Source organism: Escherichia sp. MOD1-EC7011 (genome assembly GCF_002965005.1).
Classification (GTDB): Bacteria; Pseudomonadota; Gammaproteobacteria; order Enterobacterales; family Enterobacteriaceae; genus Escherichia; species Escherichia ruysiae.
The window spans coordinates 133,220-150,956 of sequence record NZ_PTRD01000024.1; the positions used below are offsets into that span (position 1 = coordinate 133,220).

A 17,737-nucleotide genomic window follows, 5' to 3' on the forward strand; every position below is an offset into this window, starting at 1 on the left:
TAGATATTGCGGTGATTTTACGAAGGGAGAAGAAAGCGTTGGGCGGTAACGTTTCACCGCCCAATAAGGAATTAACGATACTTCTGGTGATAGGCGTTGCGGGTCGTTTTCAGTTGCTCTGCGGCGGCCTGTGCTTCTTTGACTTTACCTTCATTAGCCAGCTTCAGCGCGTCGTCAATCTGACCGACCAGAATGTCGAAACCGTGGCGGAAGTCTTTCATCTCCGGGCTGTCCGGTGATTTGCCTTCCAGCTTCGGTGGCGTCGCTTTTTGCGCATCCAGCGCCGCAGCACGCATTTTGGTTAACGCGTCTTTGACTTGCGCCGCGTTATCGGCTTTTTCGACCACTTTTAAATTGTCGTTGAGGGTTTCCATATTGTCTTCCAGCTCAGCGGCAAACGACGCCGAACTGAATACCAACGAGGAGACTGCAAGAATAGCTAACAGGCTTTTACGCATTGCTCACTTCCTTTTTTATTTACACTTCATCCTTCACACTACCTCATCGACGGCTACGCTCATTCGCCCGAGTCACGTACTACGAGTACGCTCCCCGGCTCTCATTCACTTTCCGTCTCGATGCAGTGCGAATGATTTTGTGTAATTTTTTAGTTTAAGCGCGGCAGGTCGCGCCAGTTTTTTACTGCCCGGCGATTTTCATCTCCGGCAACAGCACAGAACCACACTGTATATTACTGCGTGTTTCAATATCGTTACCAACAGTGACGATATTGCGCCACATATCTTTCAAATTACCTGCGATGGTGATTTCGCTAACCGGATATTGAATTTCGCCATTCTCTACCCAGAAGCCCGCTGCACCACGGGAATAATCACCGGTAATTGCACTCACGCCCTGGCCCATCAGTTCCGTCACCACCAGGCCGGTGCCCATTTCTTTGAGCATCTGCTCAAAGCTGAGTCCTTGCCCGGCAATACGCCAGTTGTGGATGCCGCCCGCATGACCGGTACTTTTCAGCCCCAGTTTGCGCGCGGAATAACTGGTCAGCAGCCACTGAGTCAGGATGCCATCTTTAATAATATCGCGACGCTCGGTACGCACCCCTTCGCTGTCGAATGGAGTAGATGCCAGCCCTTTCAGCAGATGCGGATGTTCTTCAATGGTCAGCCAGTCCGGCAGAATTTGTTTACCCAGCGAGTCGAGCAGGAAGGTGGATTTACGGTAGACAGCACCACCGGCAATTGCGCCAACCAAATGACCAAACAATCCGGTTGCGACTTCATTGGCAAAAATCACCGGCGCTTTCATGGTGGAAAGTTTACGCGGCGACAAGCGCGATAAAGTGCGGCGGGCGCAATCTGCCCCAACCCACTCCGGCGTTTGTAGATCGCTCATCGCACGGCCAATGGTGTAGGCGTAATCACGTTCCATATCGCCATTTTCTTCGGCAATCACACAGCTGGAGAGTGAATGACGCGTTGAGCAGTATCCCTGCAACATGCCGTGGCTGTTGCCAAATACTTTGACGCCGTAGTGGCTGTTAAAGCTGCCGCCTTCGGTATTGGTGATGCGTTTGTCCGCCTGCAATGCCGCCTGTTCAGCACGAGCCGCCAGTTCAATGGCTTCATCCGGGGAAACGTCCGCAGGGTGGAACAAGTCGAGATCCGGCGCGTCAAAGGCCAGCAGCTCTTTATCTGCCACGCCTGCGTAAGGATCTGGCGAGGTATAACGGGCAATATCCAGCGCCGCCTGTACGGTGCGGGCAATAGCCTGCGGGCTTAAATCGGTGGATGATGCGCTACCTTTGCGGTTCTGGTGATAAACGGTGATCCCCAGCGCGCCATCGCTATTGAATTCGACATTCTCCACTTCACCATAGCGCGTGCTTACGCTAATGCCGGTGGTCTTGCTGACGGCAACTTCCGCACCGTCCGATTTGCCTGAGGCCAACTCCAGCGCAGTCGAAACTGCTTCTTCCAGAATCTTGCGCTGCGCTTCAACTTGAGAGATTACTTTCATTGCAAGTGCCATAATGTAGAGAGTTTCTCTGAAGTCTAACAGAGAACCGTTTTTCAGTGCGCATCTTAACTGGTAACATTAGCCTCTTTTTTTAAGGAGCCTGACATGACTAAGCAGCCCGAAGACTGGCTCGACGACGTTCCCGGTGATGATATCGAAGACGAAGACGATGAAATTATCTGGGTCAGTAAAAGTGAAATTAAACGTGATGCCGAGGAGCTAAAACGCCTGGGCGCGGAAATTGTTGATCTGGGGAAAAACGCGCTGGATAAGATCCCGTTAGATGCGGATCTGCGTGCGGCTATCGAGTTAGCCCAGCGTATTAAAATGGAAGGTCGCCGCCGCCAGTTGCAGCTCATCGGTAAAATGCTACGCCAGCGCGACGTAGAGCCTATTCGTCAGGCGCTGGATAAGCTAAAAAACCGCCACAACCAGCAGGTGGTGCTGTTCCATAAACTGGAAAACCTGCGCGACCGTCTGATCGATCACGGTGATGATGCCATCGCTGATGTATTGAATCTGTGGCCCGATGCCGATCGTCAGCAGTTGCGTACTCTGATCCGCAACGCGAAGAAAGAGAAAGAAGGGAATAAGCCGCCGAAATCTGCACGCCAGATTTTCCAGTATCTGCGCGAGCTGGCAGAGAACGAAGGGTAAGTTTTGTTGTTGATATGAGTATGGTTTGCCGGATGCGGCGTAAACGCTTTATCCGGCAATGCTACTCCAGGCTTAAGCTTCAGAATTACTGCGCAGCTTCCGCCTTCTTCGCCAGACCATCCAGCAGTTTCTGATGAATCCCACCAAAACCGCCGTTGCTCATCACCAGAATATGGTCGCCTGGCTGGGCGGTTTTCACCACCATATCTGCCAACGCATCGACATCACCACTCCAGTGCGCAGGCTGAATACAGGCTTCTGCCACTTCAGCTACCTGCCACGGAATATGCGCCGGTTGCAGCAGGAAGACTTCATCGGCACGACCTAATGACGGTGCCAAATCGTCTTTGCAGACGCCCATCTTCATGGTGTTTGAGCGCGGTTCCAGCACGGCAATAATACGCGCCGTACCACCGACTTTACCGCGCAGCGCCGCCAGCGTTGCCAGAATCGCCGTCGGATGATGGGCAAAATCGTCATACACCGTCACGCCATTCGCTTCACCGCGTAACTCCAGACGACGACGAGCGTTGATAAACGACCCCAGCGCATTAGCAGCATCTGCCGGCGCAACACCAACATGGCGAGCCGCAGCAATCGCCATCAGGCCGTTGTGCATGTTATGTTCGCCAACCAGTGACCATTTCACCTCACCCACTTTTTCGCCGTCCAGCAATACTTCCCATTCGGAAGCATCGGTGGTCAGCTTTTTCGCCTGCCAGCGCCCCTGCTCGCCCACCTGTTCCTGATCGCTCCAGCAGCCCATCGCCATGGTCTGTTTCAGGTTGATGTCGTTTTCCGGCCAGATAATACGCCCCTGCCCAGGAACAATACGCACCAGATGATGGAATTGTTTCTGGATCGCTTTCAGGTCGTCAAAGATATCGGCATGATCGAACTCAAGGTTGTTGAGGATCAGCGTGCGCGGGCAGTAATGGACAAATTTGGAGCGTTTGTCGAAGAAGGCGCAGTCATACTCGTCCGCTTCGATAACAAAGAAGTCGCTTTCGCCCAGACGCGCCGAAACCTCAAAGTTTCCAGGCACACCGCCAATAACAAAACCCGGTTTATAGCCGCACTGTTCCAGAATCCAGGTCGCCATTCCCGCCGTGGTGGTTTTGCCGTGTGTACCGGCAACGGCCAGCACCCAGCGGTCGCGCAGCACGAAATCGTGCAACCACTGCGGCCCCGACATATACGGAATGTTTTTTTCCAGTACCGCTTCCACACACGGATTTCCACGGGTCATGGCATTACCAATAATCACCAGATCCGGCTGCGGATCGAGTTGGCTGGCATCGTAACCCTGAATCAGCTCAATGCCTTGCTTCTCAAGTAAGGTGCTCATCGGCGGATACACATTGGCGTCCGAACCCGTTACTTCATGGCCTAACTGGCGTGCCAGAATCGCCAGACCACCCATAAACGTGCCACAAATTCCTAAAATATGAATGCGCATACGTCATTATCCTTTTTTAATCTACCGCTCATTTTACGCATATGTCGGGCAAGTGAGAAACGCATTTCAGGATAATCCGTAATTTGCTGGCGCGATTCACCTGAGCGCAACATTCAGATTATTTGTTAAGATTGTTGCGGTCGCTTTACTCCATAAACATTGCAGGGAAAGTTTTATGAAAACGTTAGGTGAATTTATTGTCGAAAAGCAGCACGAGTTTTCTCATGCTACCGGTGAGCTCACTGCTTTGCTGTCGGCAATAAAACTGGGCGCCAAGATTATCCATCGCGATATCAACAAAGCAGGACTGGTTGATATCCTGGGTGCCAGCGGTGCTGAGAACGTGCAGGGCGAGGTTCAGCAGAAACTCGATCTGTTCGCTAATGAAAAACTGAAAGCCGCATTGAAAGCGCGCGATATCGTTGCGGGCATTGCATCTGAAGAAGAAGATGAGATTGTCGTCTTTGAAGGCTGTGAACACGCAAAATACGTTGTGCTGATGGATCCACTGGATGGCTCGTCCAACATCGATGTTAACGTCTCTGTCGGTACGATTTTCTCCATCTACCGCCGCGTTACACCTGTCGGTACGCCGGTAACGGAAGAAGATTTCCTCCAGCCTGGTAACAAACAGGTTGCCGCAGGTTACGTGGTATACGGCTCCTCTACCATGCTGGTTTACACCACAGGATGCGGTGTTCACGCCTTTACTTATGATCCTTCGCTCGGCGTTTTCTGCCTGTGCCAGGAACGGATGCGCTTCCCGGAGAAAGGCAAAACCTACTCCATCAACGAAGGAAACTACATTAAGTTCCCTAACGGGGTGAAGAAGTACATTAAATTCTGCCAGGAAGAAGATAAATCCACCAACCGCCCGTATACCTCGCGTTATATCGGTTCACTGGTTGCGGATTTCCACCGTAACCTGCTGAAAGGTGGAATTTATCTCTACCCAAGCACCGCCAGCCACCCGGACGGCAAACTGCGTTTGCTGTATGAGTGCAACCCGATGGCATTCCTGGCGGAACAAGCGGGCGGTAAAGCGAGCGATGGCAAAGAGCGTATTCTGGATATCATCCCGGAAACCCTGCACCAGCGCCGTTCGTTCTTCGTCGGCAATGACCATATGGTTGAAGATGTCGAACGCTTTATCCGTGAGTTCCCGGACGCGTAATCTCCTGCGCCTCTCCACACGGAGAGGCGTTTTTATCGCTGCGCAATGTTGACTCTTGTCACTGGTGAACTCTGACGATTCTCCCACAGCACCGTTAGCCCACGCTGTAAGGCAATAAAAATAAACAACAAAATGCCGATGGCGATTTTCGTCCACCATGAACTCAGCGTACCGTCAAAGTTTATGTAAGTCTGAATGAGTCCCTGAATCGCCACGCCAAAAAGCGTCCCCAATACCGTCCCTACCCCACCACTTAACAACGTGCCGCCAATCACCACCGACGCGATAGCGTCCAGTTCCACACCTACGCCTGCCAGCGCGTATCCGGCCTGGGTGTAAATCGAGAAGACAATCCCCGCCAGCGTTGCCAGTCCGGTGGAAAGCATATAAATGCGAATCGTGGTGCTGCGGGTAGAAATCCCCATCAGGTTTGCCGACGTCGCGTTGCCGCCAATGGCATACACCTGATTACCAAAGCGGGTGCGATGCGCGAGGAAAATACCGATAACCACGACCGCCAGCATCAGTAATCCCATCGCGCTTAAACGCCCACCGCCGGGAATTTTCCACGCAAGGCTTGAGAGTGTGTCGTAAATCGGATGGTTAATCGGGATCGACTCTTCCGAAACGAGATAGCTGACGCCACGCAAAAAGAACATTCCCGCAAGGGTAATAATGAATGCCGGGATCTTCAGCGCGTCGATCAGAAGCCCCATAAATGCGCCGAATGCACACCCCATCAGCAGCACCAGCGGGAAGGCCAATAGTGGTGAAATCCCAAAGTCGCCAATCACTTTTGCCAGAAACACGCCGGTAAAAGCGATCACCGAACCGACGGAAAGATCGATCCCGCCGGAGAGGATCACAAAGGTCATACCGACAGCAATAATCCCCAAAAAGGCGTTATCGGTCAGGATATTGCATATCACTCGCGTGGAAGCAAAACCGGGAAACTGCGTCAAGCAGTAGAGATAGCCCAGCACAAAAACGCCGATGGTGATCATCAGTGGCAAGTTACGTTTTATCACGGCTACGCACTCCTTTAATCAGACTGATAAAGCGTTGCGACTGAACAATCAGTACGCAAAGCACCACCACCGCTTTCACCACCTGGTTCATCTCTGGCGGAAAGCCCGAAAGTAAAATCCCGGTGTTCATTCCCTGAATGATCAGCGCCCCCACTACCGAAAGCAGCAGGTTAAAACGCCCGCCCATCAGCGATCCACCGCCGATCACCACCGCGAGTATAGCGTCCAGTTCCAGCCATAATCCGGCGTTGTTGGCATCGGCACCGCGAATATCCGCCGCCACGATAATGCCCGCGATTGCCGCACACAGCCCGCTCAACACGTAGGTAAGCATGACGATGATCCGCGTGTTTACTCCGGCATTTTTTGCCGCCCGAATGTTGATACCAACGGCTTCGATAAACATCCCCAGCGCCGTTTTGCGGGCCAACAGCCAGAACAGGAGAAGCGTCAGCACGGCGATAATGACTGGCGTTGGCAGGAACAGCAGCGATCCACTGCCGAACCACGAGAGATCCGGCGAGTTAAACGTGACGATCTGCCCGGAGGTGATCAGTTGCGCCACGCCGCGCCCGGCGACCATCAGGATCAGAGTGGCGACAAACGGCTGGATTTTGAGGATCGCCACCAGAATGCCGTTCCACAATCCCGCCAGGATGCCGGTGCCAAGGGCGCTTAACAAAACAATCGGCAGGCTGAATCCCGCCACCGTCATCGCGGCAGTTGTGGCTCCTGCGATAGCCATCACCGCACCTACTGAAAGATCGATACCGCCAGTGGCGATCACCAGCGTCATGCCAATCGCCAACAGCGCAACGGGTGCTGCACGGTTAAGAATGTCGATGGGGCTACCGAACAAACGCCCATCCTGAAGTACCACCTGCCAGAAATGTGGGGCGACCAGACTATCGACCAGCAACACCAGCAACAGCGCCGCCAGTTGCGGCATTCCCGTCGGCCAGCGAAAACGCCTTTTCGACGACGCGGTGTCAGGGAGAGATTGAGGCATCACACTGTTCTCCTTACGCCGCAATGGCATTCATGATCGCCGGAACGGAAAGCTCTGCCAGCGGGATCTCCGCCACCTGTTTGCGATCGCGCATGATGATCACCCGATCGGCATAGCCCACCAGCTCTTCCAGTTCTGAGGAGATCACCAGCAGCGCCAGGCCATCGGCACACAGCGTTTCAATCAGGCGGATGATTTCAGCATGGGCGCCAACGTCAATGCCGCGCGTTGGCTCGTCGAGGATCAGAAATTGCGGACGAGTCAGCAGCCAGCGTGAGAGCAACACTTTTTGCTGATTGCCACCAGAGAGAAACTCTATCGGTTGTTCAGTTGAAGGTGTCCGAATGCCAAGCTGGCGGATAAAACGTTCGGCAATCTCTTGCTGTTCTTTGCGAGAGATCGGCCGTAGCCAGCCGCGCTGGGCTTGTAAGGCAAGGATGATATTTTCCCGCACCGAGGCGGCGGCAATGATGCCATCGGTTTTTCTGTCTTCCGGACAAAAACCAATGCCCAGTACCGAAGCCTGATGTGGCGATCGCAGGGTTTGTGGTTGGCCTTTGATTAGCGCAGTACCGCTGTCAGCGGGTTTGATACCGAAGATAACTTCAGCGGTTTCGGTACGCCCTGATCCCAGCAATCCTGCCAGACCGACGATCTCGCCGGGGCGTACTTCGAGATCAAACGGTGCGATCGTGCCTTTTTTACCGTAATTTTTGAACGCGGCAACGGGTTTGTCGCTAAGTAATGTCCGCCCGGCACGTTGTAGCGCGTGGGTGTCGAGTTCGCGCCCAAGCATCATTTTGACCAGTTCGATCTGCGGTAGCTCGCGGGTTTCCCGACAGCCAACGAAGTTGCCGTTGCGTAAGACGGTGATCCGATCGCTGACTTGATAAACCTGATCGAGAAAGTGCGTAACAAAGATCAGGCTGACGCCGCGATCGCGCAACTGGCGCATCAGGCCAAACAGCAACTCTACTTCCTGAGTGTCGAGGCTGGCGGTAGGTTCATCAAGGATCAGCACTTTGGCGGAGAGATCGATAGCCCGACAAATGGCGACGATTTGCTGCATCGCCACCGAAAAACGGTTGAGCGGTTCACGCACGTCGAGGGAGAAGCCATACGATGCCATCAGTTCTGTAGCGCGCTTTTCCATCTCTTTACGGCGTAGCAGGCCAAAACGCCTGGGTTCGCGGCCTATGAATAGATTGTCGGCTACCGACATGTTGGGTAACAGGTTGACTTCCTGATAGACGGTGCCGATGCCAAGTTGTTGTGCGTGGGCGGTGTTTTTTGGTGAAATAGTCTGACCATCCAACCAGATAGTACCGCGATCGGCGTGGTAGACACCGGTAAGTGCTTTGATCAGCGTCGATTTACCGGCTCCGTTTTCACCGAGCAGCGCCATAATTTCACCGCGCCGTAGGCTGAAGTCGACGCTGTCTAACGCTTTGACGCCGGGGAAAAATTTACTTAATCCTTCGGTACGGAGGATTTCCTGGTGTTGGTCGGTCGTCATGGTTTCCCCCTTAGCCACGCTCTAAAAGTCTGGGAATAGATCGTGCCTGATGTTAAGAGCTGCGCCGTTTGTCCCCCTCACCCTAACCCTCTCCCCGAAGGGGCGAGGGGACAGATTGTGCATGGTGTTAAGTCCGGTACTGCACAACTGCCGGATGCGGCGTGAACGCCTTATCCGGCCTACACAGAGCACCGAACTCGTAGGCCTGATAAGACGCGCCAGCGTCGCATCAGGCATCCGCGCACAACCGCCGGATGCGGCCTAAACGCCTTATCCGGCGGCGTACAAGTCGGCATCAGGTATTGATGTCCCTCAATACCCCATATTTTTCTTCTTCTCTAACTCTTCTTTTGCAGTATCAGGCAGGTAAAGGGTGGATTTGGTCAGGGTCAACTTTTCAGGCATAGTGCCGTCTTTTTTGTATTTCTCCAGCGCATCAAAAGCGGGGCCTGCCATATTCGGCGTCAGTTCAACGCTGGCGTTCGCTTCGCCATCAATCATCGCTTTGTAGATATCCGGTACGCCGTCAATGGAACCCGTGAGGATATCTTTACCCGGTTTCAGGCCCGCTTCTTTAATTGCCTGAATTGCACCAATCACCATGTCGTCGTTATGGGCGTAAACCATGCAGATATTTTTGCCGTTGTTTTCCGCTTTGATAAAGCTCTCCATAACTTCTTTGCCTTTACTGCGGGTGAAGTCACCGGACTGTGAGCGGATGATTTTGATGTTTGGCGCATTCTTAATAGCTTCGGCAAAGCCTTTTTTACGGTCGATGGCAACACTTGCCCCAACAGTTCCCTGCAACTCAACCACGTTACATGGTTTACCGTTGACCTCTTTCACCAGCCAGTCACCAATCAACTTGCCTTCCAGAATGTTGTCGGCAGTAACGGTGGTCATATAGAGAGATTTGTCTTTCACGTCGATGGAACGGTCGAGCAAAAAGACCGGAATTTCGGCATCTTTCGCCTCTTTTAATACCGGTTCCCAACCCGTCGCCACCACTGGAGCAATAAAGATTGCATCTACCCCTTGTGCAACAAAGGAACGTACCGCTTTAATCTGGTTTTCCTGCTTTTGCTGACCATCGGCAATTTTCAGCGTGATACCGCGTTTTTCGGCCTCACTTTTCGCCACGTTGGTTTCTGCGGCGCGCCAGCCGGATTCTGATCCGACCTGCGAAAATCCTACGGTTAATGGAGCGGCCAACGCCATAGACGACATGGCTGCCGAGACTGCAGAGACTACAAGTAAGCGTTTCCACATAGGGTTGTCCTCGTCGGGATAGTTATTATTGGTGAAAAGATGTTCGCGAAAAAACTATAGACAATTCGTTATGTAACGGATTGCGTTACATCACACTTCAAAAAAGTAAATAAAACGTTAATCACAAGTTTGTAATCGCTTTCATATCACTATGAAAAATGCGGCTACGGTTATGGATTTTCCTGCTCCACAAGCCGTCTTAAAACTGGCGAAAAAGGAATATGAGGACGAAAACAAGCGAAGACATTCGGCGCGAGTTGGCTATAATACTCGGCACTTGTTTGCCACATATTTTAAAGGAAACAGACATGAGCTTACTCAACGTCCCTGCGGGTAAAGATCTGCCGGAAGACATCTACGTTGTTATCGAAATCCCGGCTAACGCAGATCCGATCAAATACGAAATCGACAAAGAGAGCGGCGCACTGTTCGTTGACCGCTTCATGTCCACCGCGATGTTCTATCCGTGCAACTACGGTTACATCAACCACACCCTGTCTCTGGACGGTGACCCGGTTGACGTACTGGTTCCGACCCCGTACCCGCTGCAGCCGGGTTCTGTGATCCGTTGCCGTCCGGTTGGCGTTCTGAAAATGACCGACGAAGCCGGTGAAGATGCGAAACTGGTTGCTGTTCCGCACAGCAAGCTGAGCAAAGAATACGATCACATCAAAGACGTTAACGATCTGCCGGAACTGCTGAAGGCTCAGATCGCTCACTTCTTCGAGCACTACAAAGACCTCGAAAAAGGCAAATGGGTTAAAGTTGACGGCTGGGATAACGCCGAAGCCGCTAAAGCTGAAATCGTTGCTTCCTTCGAGCGCGCAAAGAATAAATAAGTTCTTCTAGCGCAATAACCCTGAACGCCGGGCTTCGGTTAGTAAGGGTTTTTTATGTCCGCGATAAATAAACACATCTTATTCCACCACCGCCTGCAAACGTAATAACACGTCTTCCACCACCTCGTCCGCAGCCAGACCAATACGTTTTGCCTGACGGGCGCGTAAATCCATCATTCGTACCTGATTCACCAATACCACGCCATACACATCGCCTTCTTCGCAATGTAACGGAACGCTAAATCCGGCATAACGGGCAAAATTTCCGCCCTGAGTAATGGGAGCAACCAACGTCATTCCCAGTTGATTAAAGGCTTGAACGGAGAGCACAAGCGCAGGCCGACCAGCACCTTGCTGTTCATGGCCGCTTGCTGGATCAAAGCCGACCAGCACAATGTCTCCCCGTTCAAATTCACTTTTCTTTACCATATTTCGTCACCCGCAGGGGTGGATTTACCCCAGACATCCTGCTCGCTAAGTTCCGGGGCGTTCATGTCGCACTGCATCAGCAGTTCATCAAGCGAGTAGCGCCTGGAGATGGGGGTCAGAATCAGTTGATTGTTGCTCACCTGTGCCTCAACGCTCTGCCCCGGCTGCAAGTTAAGCTCTTTCATCACAATATTGGGAATGACCATACCTGCACTGTTCCCCCATTTTTTTATGGTTATACGCATCCGCACCTCCTTAGGTTATACAAAGTATAACTCACGGTGCGACAGGAAACGTTTTACCCCTGCGCATTTGTGAACACCAGCAGAGTTTTTTATGCGTTAACAGATATGGAAAACGGCTCGGAAGGAAAAGAAACAGGCGGGGAAGTTACAAAAAAGAATGCGAGATACCTCGAAAAAACAGCGCCACCCAAAGGTGGCGTGTTTATATCATGACTTATCCCTGTCTAACCAGTCGCCGCTTTCAATCAGCGTTAATCCATCGACGGGTCGTTGATAAACGTACATCCATGCACTCCCGTACGGCGTCTGAATCAACTGGCGCGCGTATTCACCGCCCCTGGTGCGCAAGGCATCAAGTTCGGCCAGCGTGGCGTTGTCAATACGATAAACTTCACCGTGTACCGTTCCGTTACCCGGAACTGCGCCTGGATAGTGGCCCAGGCTGTACAGTTGATAGTTATCGATACTGAAATCGCCCAGCAACTGGGCATTGGTCATCCAGTGGCTGTTGCCTTGTTTGTGACGTAAACTGCCGTAGACAAATATTCGCATCGCTAAAACTCGAACTGATAGAGCAAATCCAGTGCCTGATCTACACCAGACACGGCTTCCAGATATAGCTTTGGCATCAGGCGATAACGTAACGTGAGTGTTGCTATAGAGTCAAATATCCCCACGCCGTATTTCACTTGTAGACCTGGTAATACATAGCCGCTGACCACCACCTGGGAGGAGTCGCCTACTCCCTCGGTGTCGAGAGCTAAATTACTTACGCCAAATGTCTCGCCGATTTTACCCACAATCTGACCACTTTGTGCAACCCCCAGACCAATCAGCATCGAGGTCATCGCCGCGCTGTCGCTCTGATCGCTTTCCAGCCCTTGTCCACGCAACAAGTAAGACAACGCAGCCTGTTGCGACATCGCCGGGTCAGAGAAGATCTCCGCTTTCGGTTCATCCGCCAGTCCGGTGACGCGAACACCGGCGATTACGTCGTCTTCTGTAGCATCCGGGTTACGAATTGCTTCGATATTAAGATACGGTTGATCCGGTGGACCAGAGAACAGCAACTCGCCTTTGCGAACGATCAGATCCTGACCATAGGCATGGAAGCGACCTTCCGGAATGTTGATCTGTCCGTTCAGCCCCAGTCCCTGTTTGTCCTGTACGACATTGAGATCGCCCGTCAGCCGCGCTTTCAGGCCAAAGGCATCAATGCGCACATTGTTGCCGACGTGGACAATCAGGTTGCTGTTAATCGGAATCGACGCAGTTTTCGCCTCCTCCGGTTGTAGGTTATCGTTGAGCATCACGACATCGCTGGAGACGCCCACCGCACTTTCTGGCAAATCATGCACCACAATGCGCGCCCACGGTACGTCAACGCGACCATCAAGGGTAAACAGGCTTGGTGTGGCTTCGAATACGACATCTGGTGATACATCCATTCGTACCATCGGCGGTACGGTGATCCGCACCTTACTGCCTTTTGCCGTCACCCGCGCGCGCCAGTTTTCAATCTGACTCCAGTCTGCATCCCCGTTCAGGTAAATGTCACCCTGCTGGGTTCGCACGGTGCCCGCAAGCGTCGAGCGCATACCGTTAAAGTTGACCGCAAGCTGGCTCGGCTGCATATCAAACGGCATAAAGTTGCCATCGATATCCACACCCGTAACCTGGAGCTGACCAAAGAGCTGCGGGCTTTGTACATCACCGCCCAGACGTAAATTAGCACTCACCATCCCCGCCGCTTTTTCCCCACGCGTAAAGATGGGGTTTACCATCGCGAGGTTAAAGTTGCGGATGTTGACGTTGCCACCGAGATTGCGGCGGCCTTGTGGATCGGTCACCTGTACCTGACCATCGAACTGACCATTATTAGTCAGGCGGATGGTCCAGCCCAGTTCAGCGCGGTTGTTGCGCAGTTCCGCCGTCAGATTCAGTGTCTGAAACGCCACCGGCAGCGCCGCGTCGTTGACAGTTTGCGTCACCTGCACGTTACGCCCGGAAAGGGTGATGCTACCCTGCGGCAGCCCTTCTTTGGTGGTGTCCCAGGCAACGTCTGCTTTACCTGTAAAGATGCCGCTTGCCTGAGTGGTTTCCGGCATAAACGGTTTCAGCATGGCCAGGTCGAAACGATTGAGATTCACCACCGCACGCCCTTCAGCCCCGGCATCAATGGTTTGCGGCACGCACAGTTCCGCGTTCGGGTTTACCCAGCAGTGCGGCCCGATGCTGATTTTTTGCTCCTGATTGCGGTAATCCAGCGCAATATCGCGGGTCAGCGACCACGGGCCGACTGGCGTCTGGAAGCGGGTATTACTCAGCGTTCCCTTCCAGCGTTCTTCTTTGCGATCAAAACTGCCCGCCAGATTGAGCTGTCCGGAAACCGGCTCGCCCTGAATCCGCAGTTGTAGCTCGTGCTGCTTTTCGCTGCCTTTCGCATTCAGGGTGACGAGGTTGATATTCACATCCGGCTGCGAAATTTGCTCAACGCGCACATCGAGTTTACCCGCAATCTGATCGGTGGATTTTATATCGCCTTCCACGCGAACCTGCGCCACGGAGAGTTCCTGCCAGCGCAGGCTGCGCGCGGTGATATCCGCCAGCAACTGCGGCGCGTCCACCGTACCGCGAACCTTCACCACCCCTTTCGCTGTACCGCCCAGCCCTGGCAGCGCGTTATCCAGACCCGGCGCGTTGATCGTGGCATCAAGATTGAGATCTTTTACTCCCAGTTCACCTTTCACTTCGGCACTGTTAGATCCCAGTTCCAGATGCAGACCAGGGATCATCCACTGCATATAACTGTTGCCTTTCAGCGTACCGTCAACGTTCACTTTGTTCTGTTTAACGTTACCAGTCAGCTTCAACTCCGGCACGTCCATCTGCCAGGTGCCGCCGTACAGGCTGCCGCGCGTTTTGATCAAACCATTGAGTTTCGACGGCCAGTCCGGAAACTCTTTCGCGGTGTTAATGCCGTTAAGCGTTAACTCACCACGCCAGCTAATCGCCTGCTGCCAGTCGAGCAACGCTTTCAACTCAGTTTTCCCTTCCAGCGCCGCGACGGTGAGTTTGTCGAGATTCACCTGCTGTTCATTACCTTTCGCATCGAGGGTAATGGTGGCTGGCGGGATCTCCTGTCCCTTCACTGCCGTGCGCATAGAGAGCGTGTAATCGGTCATTTTGCCGGTGAGTTTCAGTTTCAGATCGTCCGCCTGATACTGCTTCTCGCCGGTAAACGGCCAGTAAAGCTGTTTGCTGTTCACTTCGACGTTAAGCGGCAGTCCAGCCTCCGCCAGCCGCGTCTGAGCACGCAGATCCATATCCACCTGACCAGAAAGGTTAACGCCAATCTCCAGTTGTTCGCGCAGCGCACCGCCCACTTTTAGCTTCACTTTTTCACCCTTCAACGGCTCCACGTTCAGTGTGCTGTTGAGGGTGATATCTACCGGCCAGTTACCGGACAGCTGCGCCGTACCGCTGGCGTTAACGCTCCCCTGGTTAGAGTCGATGTCCAGCGCGTCCAGTTTGGTATTGCCGTCGATGCTGCTCACTTTCAGCAACATGGTGCGCACGGTGATGTCCGTGTCGCCCGTCACGCGCAGCTGCTCGCCCTTAAACTCTTCAATATTCAGGTTGAGCGGCAAATGCACGTCGGTCATTTCCGGCAATACCGGGCGAGAAAAGAGATCTTTCAGCGTTTCGCCGAGCGGTTTTTCATCCGGCTGCGGATTTTCAATTTTCGGTTCGACGACTTCTTCCTGCGCCACTTCCGCCACTTTCGGCAGGGCAATCAGCAGGCCTTTCAGCGATGTCGGTTTCAGGGTCAGGGTTTTCTCCTGCCAGTTCAGACCGGAGGTGAAGTCCATCACCGACACCGTGGTGTCATCAATTTTGATATTGACGTTATCCAGCGCCACCCGCGTCAGGGTGATGGGATACGGCGTGGAGAGATCCAGCGGGCCGCTGTCTTCCTCTTCTTCAACCTGCTCTGAAGGGGGCATTTTTTTGCTGTCTATATTGACCTGAATGTCTTTCAGCGCCAGGTCATTAATACAAACGCTGCTGTCCCACAGGCACTCCAGCCCAACCGCCAGATGCAGATTACCCGCTTTAACCGCCACACCTGGCTGCTCATAACGAACGTCAGACAGAGTAAGGTCGCTCCAGCCGCCGGTCACCTTACCGATATCCAGCCCTGGCACCCAGCGATCTGCCGCTTTAAATACCAGATGCAAACCACTGGTGGTGCCCACCAGAAATGCCACCGATCCCAGCAACAGTAAGAGGACGACAACCGCGCCGAGGCTGATTTTTTTCCATAAACTCATAATTCTGGCCCCAGACCGATGTAAAACTGTAAACCATGCTCGTCTTTGTCAGCGACCGGAACCGCGAAATCGAGCTTGATCGGCCCGACTGGCGATTCCCAGCGCACGCCAACCCCGGTGCCAGTTTTAAAGTCACTGCGGCGAATATCGCTTACCGCTTCGCCGCTATCGACAAACACCGCGCCCCACCATTTTCTGGTCACGTTGTACTGATACTCCAGCGATCCAGTTATCAGTTTTGATGCCCCTTTCAGGTCACCATTGGCGTATTTCGGCGCAATAGATTTGTATTTATAGCCGCGAATGCTACGGTCACCCCCGGCAAAGAAACGCAGATCAGGCGGCACTTTGTCGAAGTCACCCGTTTCAATCCAGCCCAACGTGCCGCGCGTGACAAAACGATGGCGATCGTAGAGTGTGCGTATCCAGACGTTTTGCGCCTGAAACACAGAGAAATCGACGTCCGAGCCCCAGGCCGTGTTTGAATAGTCGATTGAGTAGCGTTGCGAGTCGCCCCAGGTCGGCATCAGGCCGCCGCGTGAACGCGTGCGGCTAATCATCACGCCTGGATAAAACAGCATCGTGGTGTTGGTAATTTCACCCTGGGTAAAGTGGTCAAGACTCCAGCGTAAGTTAATGGCGCGCTGCCAGCCGCTGGAGAGATCCCAATAACGAGAGGCCACCAGAGTTGTAGAGTCGGATTCCGTATCGTTCAGATCGGTGCGCTTAAAACCACCCTGTACCAGATAATATTGTTCCAGCGGGTTCTTAAGCAGCGGCATTTTATAGCTAAAGTCGAGAGTCTGTTCCGGTGCAGAGATACTTGTGCTGGTGGTCAGGCTGTGACCGTAAGAGTTCATCCACGGCTTTTTCCACGTTGCTTTAACACGTGGACCTACGTCCGTTGAGTACCCTACCCCGGTTTCAATCGTGTTTTCCGTGCGCGGCGAAACGACGCCGGTAAGCGGCAATACTTTTGTTTCTCGCGCTTTATCAAACTGCGGTGCGACCACCACCGAGTTAAACCAACCAGTGGCGGAGAGACGGCGGTTCAGCTCTGCCAGGTCTTTTGACTCGTATTCATCACCTTCTTTAAACGGAACAAGGTTTTGCAGATACTCATCGCGGATCTGTGAGCCTTCGAAGGTCACATGCCCAAAGCGGTAGCGTTCGCCACTGTTGTAATCAATATCCCAATAGGCTTTATGCAAGCCAAGTGCAATACCCAACTGGGCTTTGGTAAATTCACTATCGAAATAGCCTTTGCGCAACGCGATGCTGGTTAAGGACTTTTTGAAATTTTCGTAGTCACCCTGATTCAGCACCGTGCCTATAGCCGGGCGAGTATCGAGCAACTTCAAATAGTCTTTATCGGTCCGTGCACCACCGCGCAGCACAACATCGGTGCCGCCAATCAAAATGGGTACGCCGGGCGTGACTTTGGCGATCAAAACCTGTCGCCCTTTCTTTGGCGGTGGTCGGAGATCAAATTCAATGGTCGGCTGGTAATAGCCCAGCGCCTTCAGGCCTTCGCGGATGGCATCATCGACACGCGCGCGAAATCGCCGGTCTGGCGTCACTTCATCACTTTCAATCGTAGAAAGCTGTGCACGAACATTTTTTTCCAGCTGTCCTGATAACCCTTCGACCTGTAGACGGACGTTCGCGGCGATAGCAGAACCACCAAAGCAGAGTAAGCTTACACAACATAACTGTCGGATATAGCGCACATTTTCTCCTGAATATCCTTTGTTCCTGCCCCTGGAACCCCGTTAAACGGCTTAACAAAAAACCAGCA

At 53.0% G+C, this 17,737-nt stretch carries 15 protein-coding genes; 3 read left to right on the top strand and 12 right to left on the bottom strand.

All coding sequences use genetic code 11. From position 1 onward, the window contains the following. Positions 1-71: 71 nt before the first annotated feature. Together cybC and pmbA are read right to left on the bottom strand one after the other, a co-directional pair. Positions 72-458, bottom strand: coding sequence for a cytochrome b562 (cybC, locus tag A7098_RS12100; RefSeq protein ID WP_001232258.1), 387 nt, complete (start codon positions 456-458; stop codon positions 72-74). 181 nt (positions 459-639) lie between these two features. After that, on the bottom strand, positions 640-1,992 hold the full coding sequence (gene pmbA / locus A7098_RS12105) for a metalloprotease PmbA (protein WP_001162186.1): 1,353 nt from the start codon (positions 1,990-1,992) through the stop codon (positions 640-642). A gap of 93 nt (positions 1,993-2,085) precedes the next feature. Here pmbA and yjgA point away from each other — a divergent pair, with 93 nt between their 5' ends. After that, positions 2,086-2,637 carry a ribosome biogenesis factor YjgA gene (gene yjgA / locus A7098_RS12110; RefSeq protein ID WP_000166265.1) on the top strand — a complete coding sequence of 184 codons (552 nt, stop codon included), beginning with the start codon at positions 2,086-2,088 and terminating at the stop codon, positions 2,635-2,637. Between the two features lie 85 nt (positions 2,638-2,722). Here the strand turns inward: yjgA and mpl are convergent, their stop codons facing one another. Then, positions 2,723-4,096 carry a UDP-N-acetylmuramate:L-alanyl-gamma-D-glutamyl-meso-diaminopimelate ligase gene (gene mpl, locus A7098_RS12115; RefSeq protein WP_001219777.1) on the bottom strand — a complete coding sequence of 458 codons (1,374 nt, stop codon included), beginning with the start codon at positions 4,094-4,096 and terminating at the stop codon, positions 2,723-2,725. Positions 4,097-4,271: 175 nt separating this feature from the next. On the opposite strand from mpl, the gene fbp reads away from it, so the two are divergent. Further along, complete coding sequence (gene fbp / locus A7098_RS12120) at positions 4,272-5,270, top strand: class 1 fructose-bisphosphatase (RefSeq protein WP_000853753.1); 999 nt, start codon at positions 4,272-4,274, stop codon at positions 5,268-5,270. 32 nt (positions 5,271-5,302) lie between these two features. Here fbp and yjfF read toward each other — a convergent pair whose 3' ends face one another. From yjfF to ytfQ, 4 genes are all read right to left on the bottom strand, one after another. After that, positions 5,303-6,298 carry a galactofuranose ABC transporter, permease protein YjfF gene (yjfF, locus tag A7098_RS12125; protein WP_000596004.1) on the bottom strand — a complete coding sequence of 332 codons (996 nt, stop codon included), beginning with the start codon at positions 6,296-6,298 and terminating at the stop codon, positions 5,303-5,305. Beyond that, complete coding sequence (gene ytfT / locus A7098_RS12130) at positions 6,285-7,307, bottom strand: galactofuranose ABC transporter, ATP-binding protein YtfT (RefSeq protein ID WP_032226398.1); 1,023 nt, start codon at positions 7,305-7,307, stop codon at positions 6,285-6,287. The genes yjfF and ytfT overlap by 14 nt, the downstream gene beginning before the upstream one ends. 13 nt (positions 7,308-7,320) lie before the next feature. Further along, the gene (gene ytfR / locus A7098_RS12135; RefSeq protein ID WP_000205844.1) at positions 7,321-8,823 is read right to left on the bottom strand and encodes a galactofuranose ABC transporter, ATP-binding protein YtfR; all 1,503 of its coding nucleotides are present in this window, start codon (positions 8,821-8,823) and stop codon (positions 7,321-7,323) included. Positions 8,824-9,135: 312 nt separating this feature from the next. Continuing rightward, positions 9,136-10,092, bottom strand: coding sequence for a galactofuranose ABC transporter substrate-binding protein YtfQ (gene ytfQ / locus A7098_RS12145; protein ID WP_000265933.1), 957 nt, complete (start codon positions 10,090-10,092; stop codon positions 9,136-9,138). Between the two features lie 308 nt (positions 10,093-10,400). On the opposite strand from ytfQ, the gene ppa reads away from it, so the two are divergent. After that, on the top strand, positions 10,401-10,931 hold the full coding sequence (gene ppa / locus A7098_RS12155) for an inorganic diphosphatase (RefSeq protein WP_000055074.1): 531 nt from the start codon (positions 10,401-10,403) through the stop codon (positions 10,929-10,931). 78 nt (positions 10,932-11,009) lie between these two features. Here ppa and chpB read toward each other — a convergent pair whose 3' ends face one another. The 5 genes from chpB to tamA all read right to left on the bottom strand — a co-directional run bounded on the left by chpB (position 11,010) and on the right by tamA (position 17,669). After that, on the bottom strand, positions 11,010-11,360 hold the full coding sequence (chpB, locus tag A7098_RS12160; RefSeq protein ID WP_000239583.1) for an endoribonuclease toxin ChpB: 351 nt from the start codon (positions 11,358-11,360) through the stop codon (positions 11,010-11,012). Next, the gene (gene chpS / locus A7098_RS12165; RefSeq protein ID WP_001223205.1) at positions 11,354-11,605 is read right to left on the bottom strand and encodes a type II toxin-antitoxin system antitoxin ChpS; all 252 of its coding nucleotides are present in this window, start codon (positions 11,603-11,605) and stop codon (positions 11,354-11,356) included. Before chpS ends, chpB begins: the two co-directional genes overlap by 7 nt. A 207-nt stretch (positions 11,606-11,812) precedes the next feature. After that, positions 11,813-12,157 carry a gamma-glutamylcyclotransferase gene (locus A7098_RS12170; RefSeq protein WP_001219162.1) on the bottom strand — a complete coding sequence of 115 codons (345 nt, stop codon included), beginning with the start codon at positions 12,155-12,157 and terminating at the stop codon, positions 11,813-11,815. 2 nt (positions 12,158-12,159) lie between these two features. Next, the gene (tamB, locus tag A7098_RS12175; RefSeq protein ID WP_105280857.1) at positions 12,160-15,939 is read right to left on the bottom strand and encodes an autotransporter assembly complex protein TamB; all 3,780 of its coding nucleotides are present in this window, start codon (positions 15,937-15,939) and stop codon (positions 12,160-12,162) included. Further along, the gene (tamA, locus tag A7098_RS12180; RefSeq protein WP_105280858.1) at positions 15,936-17,669 is read right to left on the bottom strand and encodes an autotransporter assembly complex protein TamA; all 1,734 of its coding nucleotides are present in this window, start codon (positions 17,667-17,669) and stop codon (positions 15,936-15,938) included. The genes tamB and tamA overlap by 4 nt, the downstream gene beginning before the upstream one ends. Positions 17,670-17,737 lie beyond the last annotated feature (68 nt).

Bases quoted from the DNA above. Each gene is read 5' to 3' on its own strand.
- cybC (WP_001232258.1), bottom strand. From the start codon at position 458: ATGCGTAAAAGCCTGTTAGCTATTCTTGCAGTCTCCTCGTTGGTATTC.
- pmbA (WP_001162186.1), bottom strand. From the start codon at position 1,992: ATGGCACTTGCAATGAAAGTAATCTCTCAAGTTGAAGCGCAGCGCAAG.
- yjgA (WP_000166265.1), top strand. From the start codon at position 2,086: ATGACTAAGCAGCCCGAAGACTGGCTCGACGACGTTCCCGGTGATGAT.
- mpl (WP_001219777.1), bottom strand. From the start codon at position 4,096: ATGCGCATTCATATTTTAGGAATTTGTGGCACGTTTATGGGTGGTCTG.
- fbp (WP_000853753.1), top strand. From the start codon at position 4,272: ATGAAAACGTTAGGTGAATTTATTGTCGAAAAGCAGCACGAGTTTTCT.
- ytfT (WP_032226398.1), bottom strand. From the start codon at position 7,307: ATGCCTCAATCTCTCCCTGACACCGCGTCGTCGAAAAGGCGTTTTCGC.
- ytfR (WP_000205844.1), bottom strand. From the start codon at position 8,823: ATGACGACCGACCAACACCAGGAAATCCTCCGTACCGAAGGATTAAGT.
- ytfQ (WP_000265933.1), bottom strand. From the start codon at position 10,092: ATGTGGAAACGCTTACTTGTAGTCTCTGCAGTCTCGGCAGCCATGTCG.
- ppa (WP_000055074.1), top strand. From the start codon at position 10,401: ATGAGCTTACTCAACGTCCCTGCGGGTAAAGATCTGCCGGAAGACATC.
- chpB (WP_000239583.1), bottom strand. From the start codon at position 11,360: ATGGTAAAGAAAAGTGAATTTGAACGGGGAGACATTGTGCTGGTCGGC.
- chpS (WP_001223205.1), bottom strand. From the start codon at position 11,605: ATGCGTATAACCATAAAAAAATGGGGGAACAGTGCAGGTATGGTCATT.
- A7098_RS12170 (WP_001219162.1), bottom strand. From the start codon at position 12,157: ATGCGAATATTTGTCTACGGCAGTTTACGTCACAAACAAGGCAACAGC.
- tamB (WP_105280857.1), bottom strand. From the start codon at position 15,939: ATGAGTTTATGGAAAAAAATCAGCCTCGGCGCGGTTGTCGTCCTCTTA.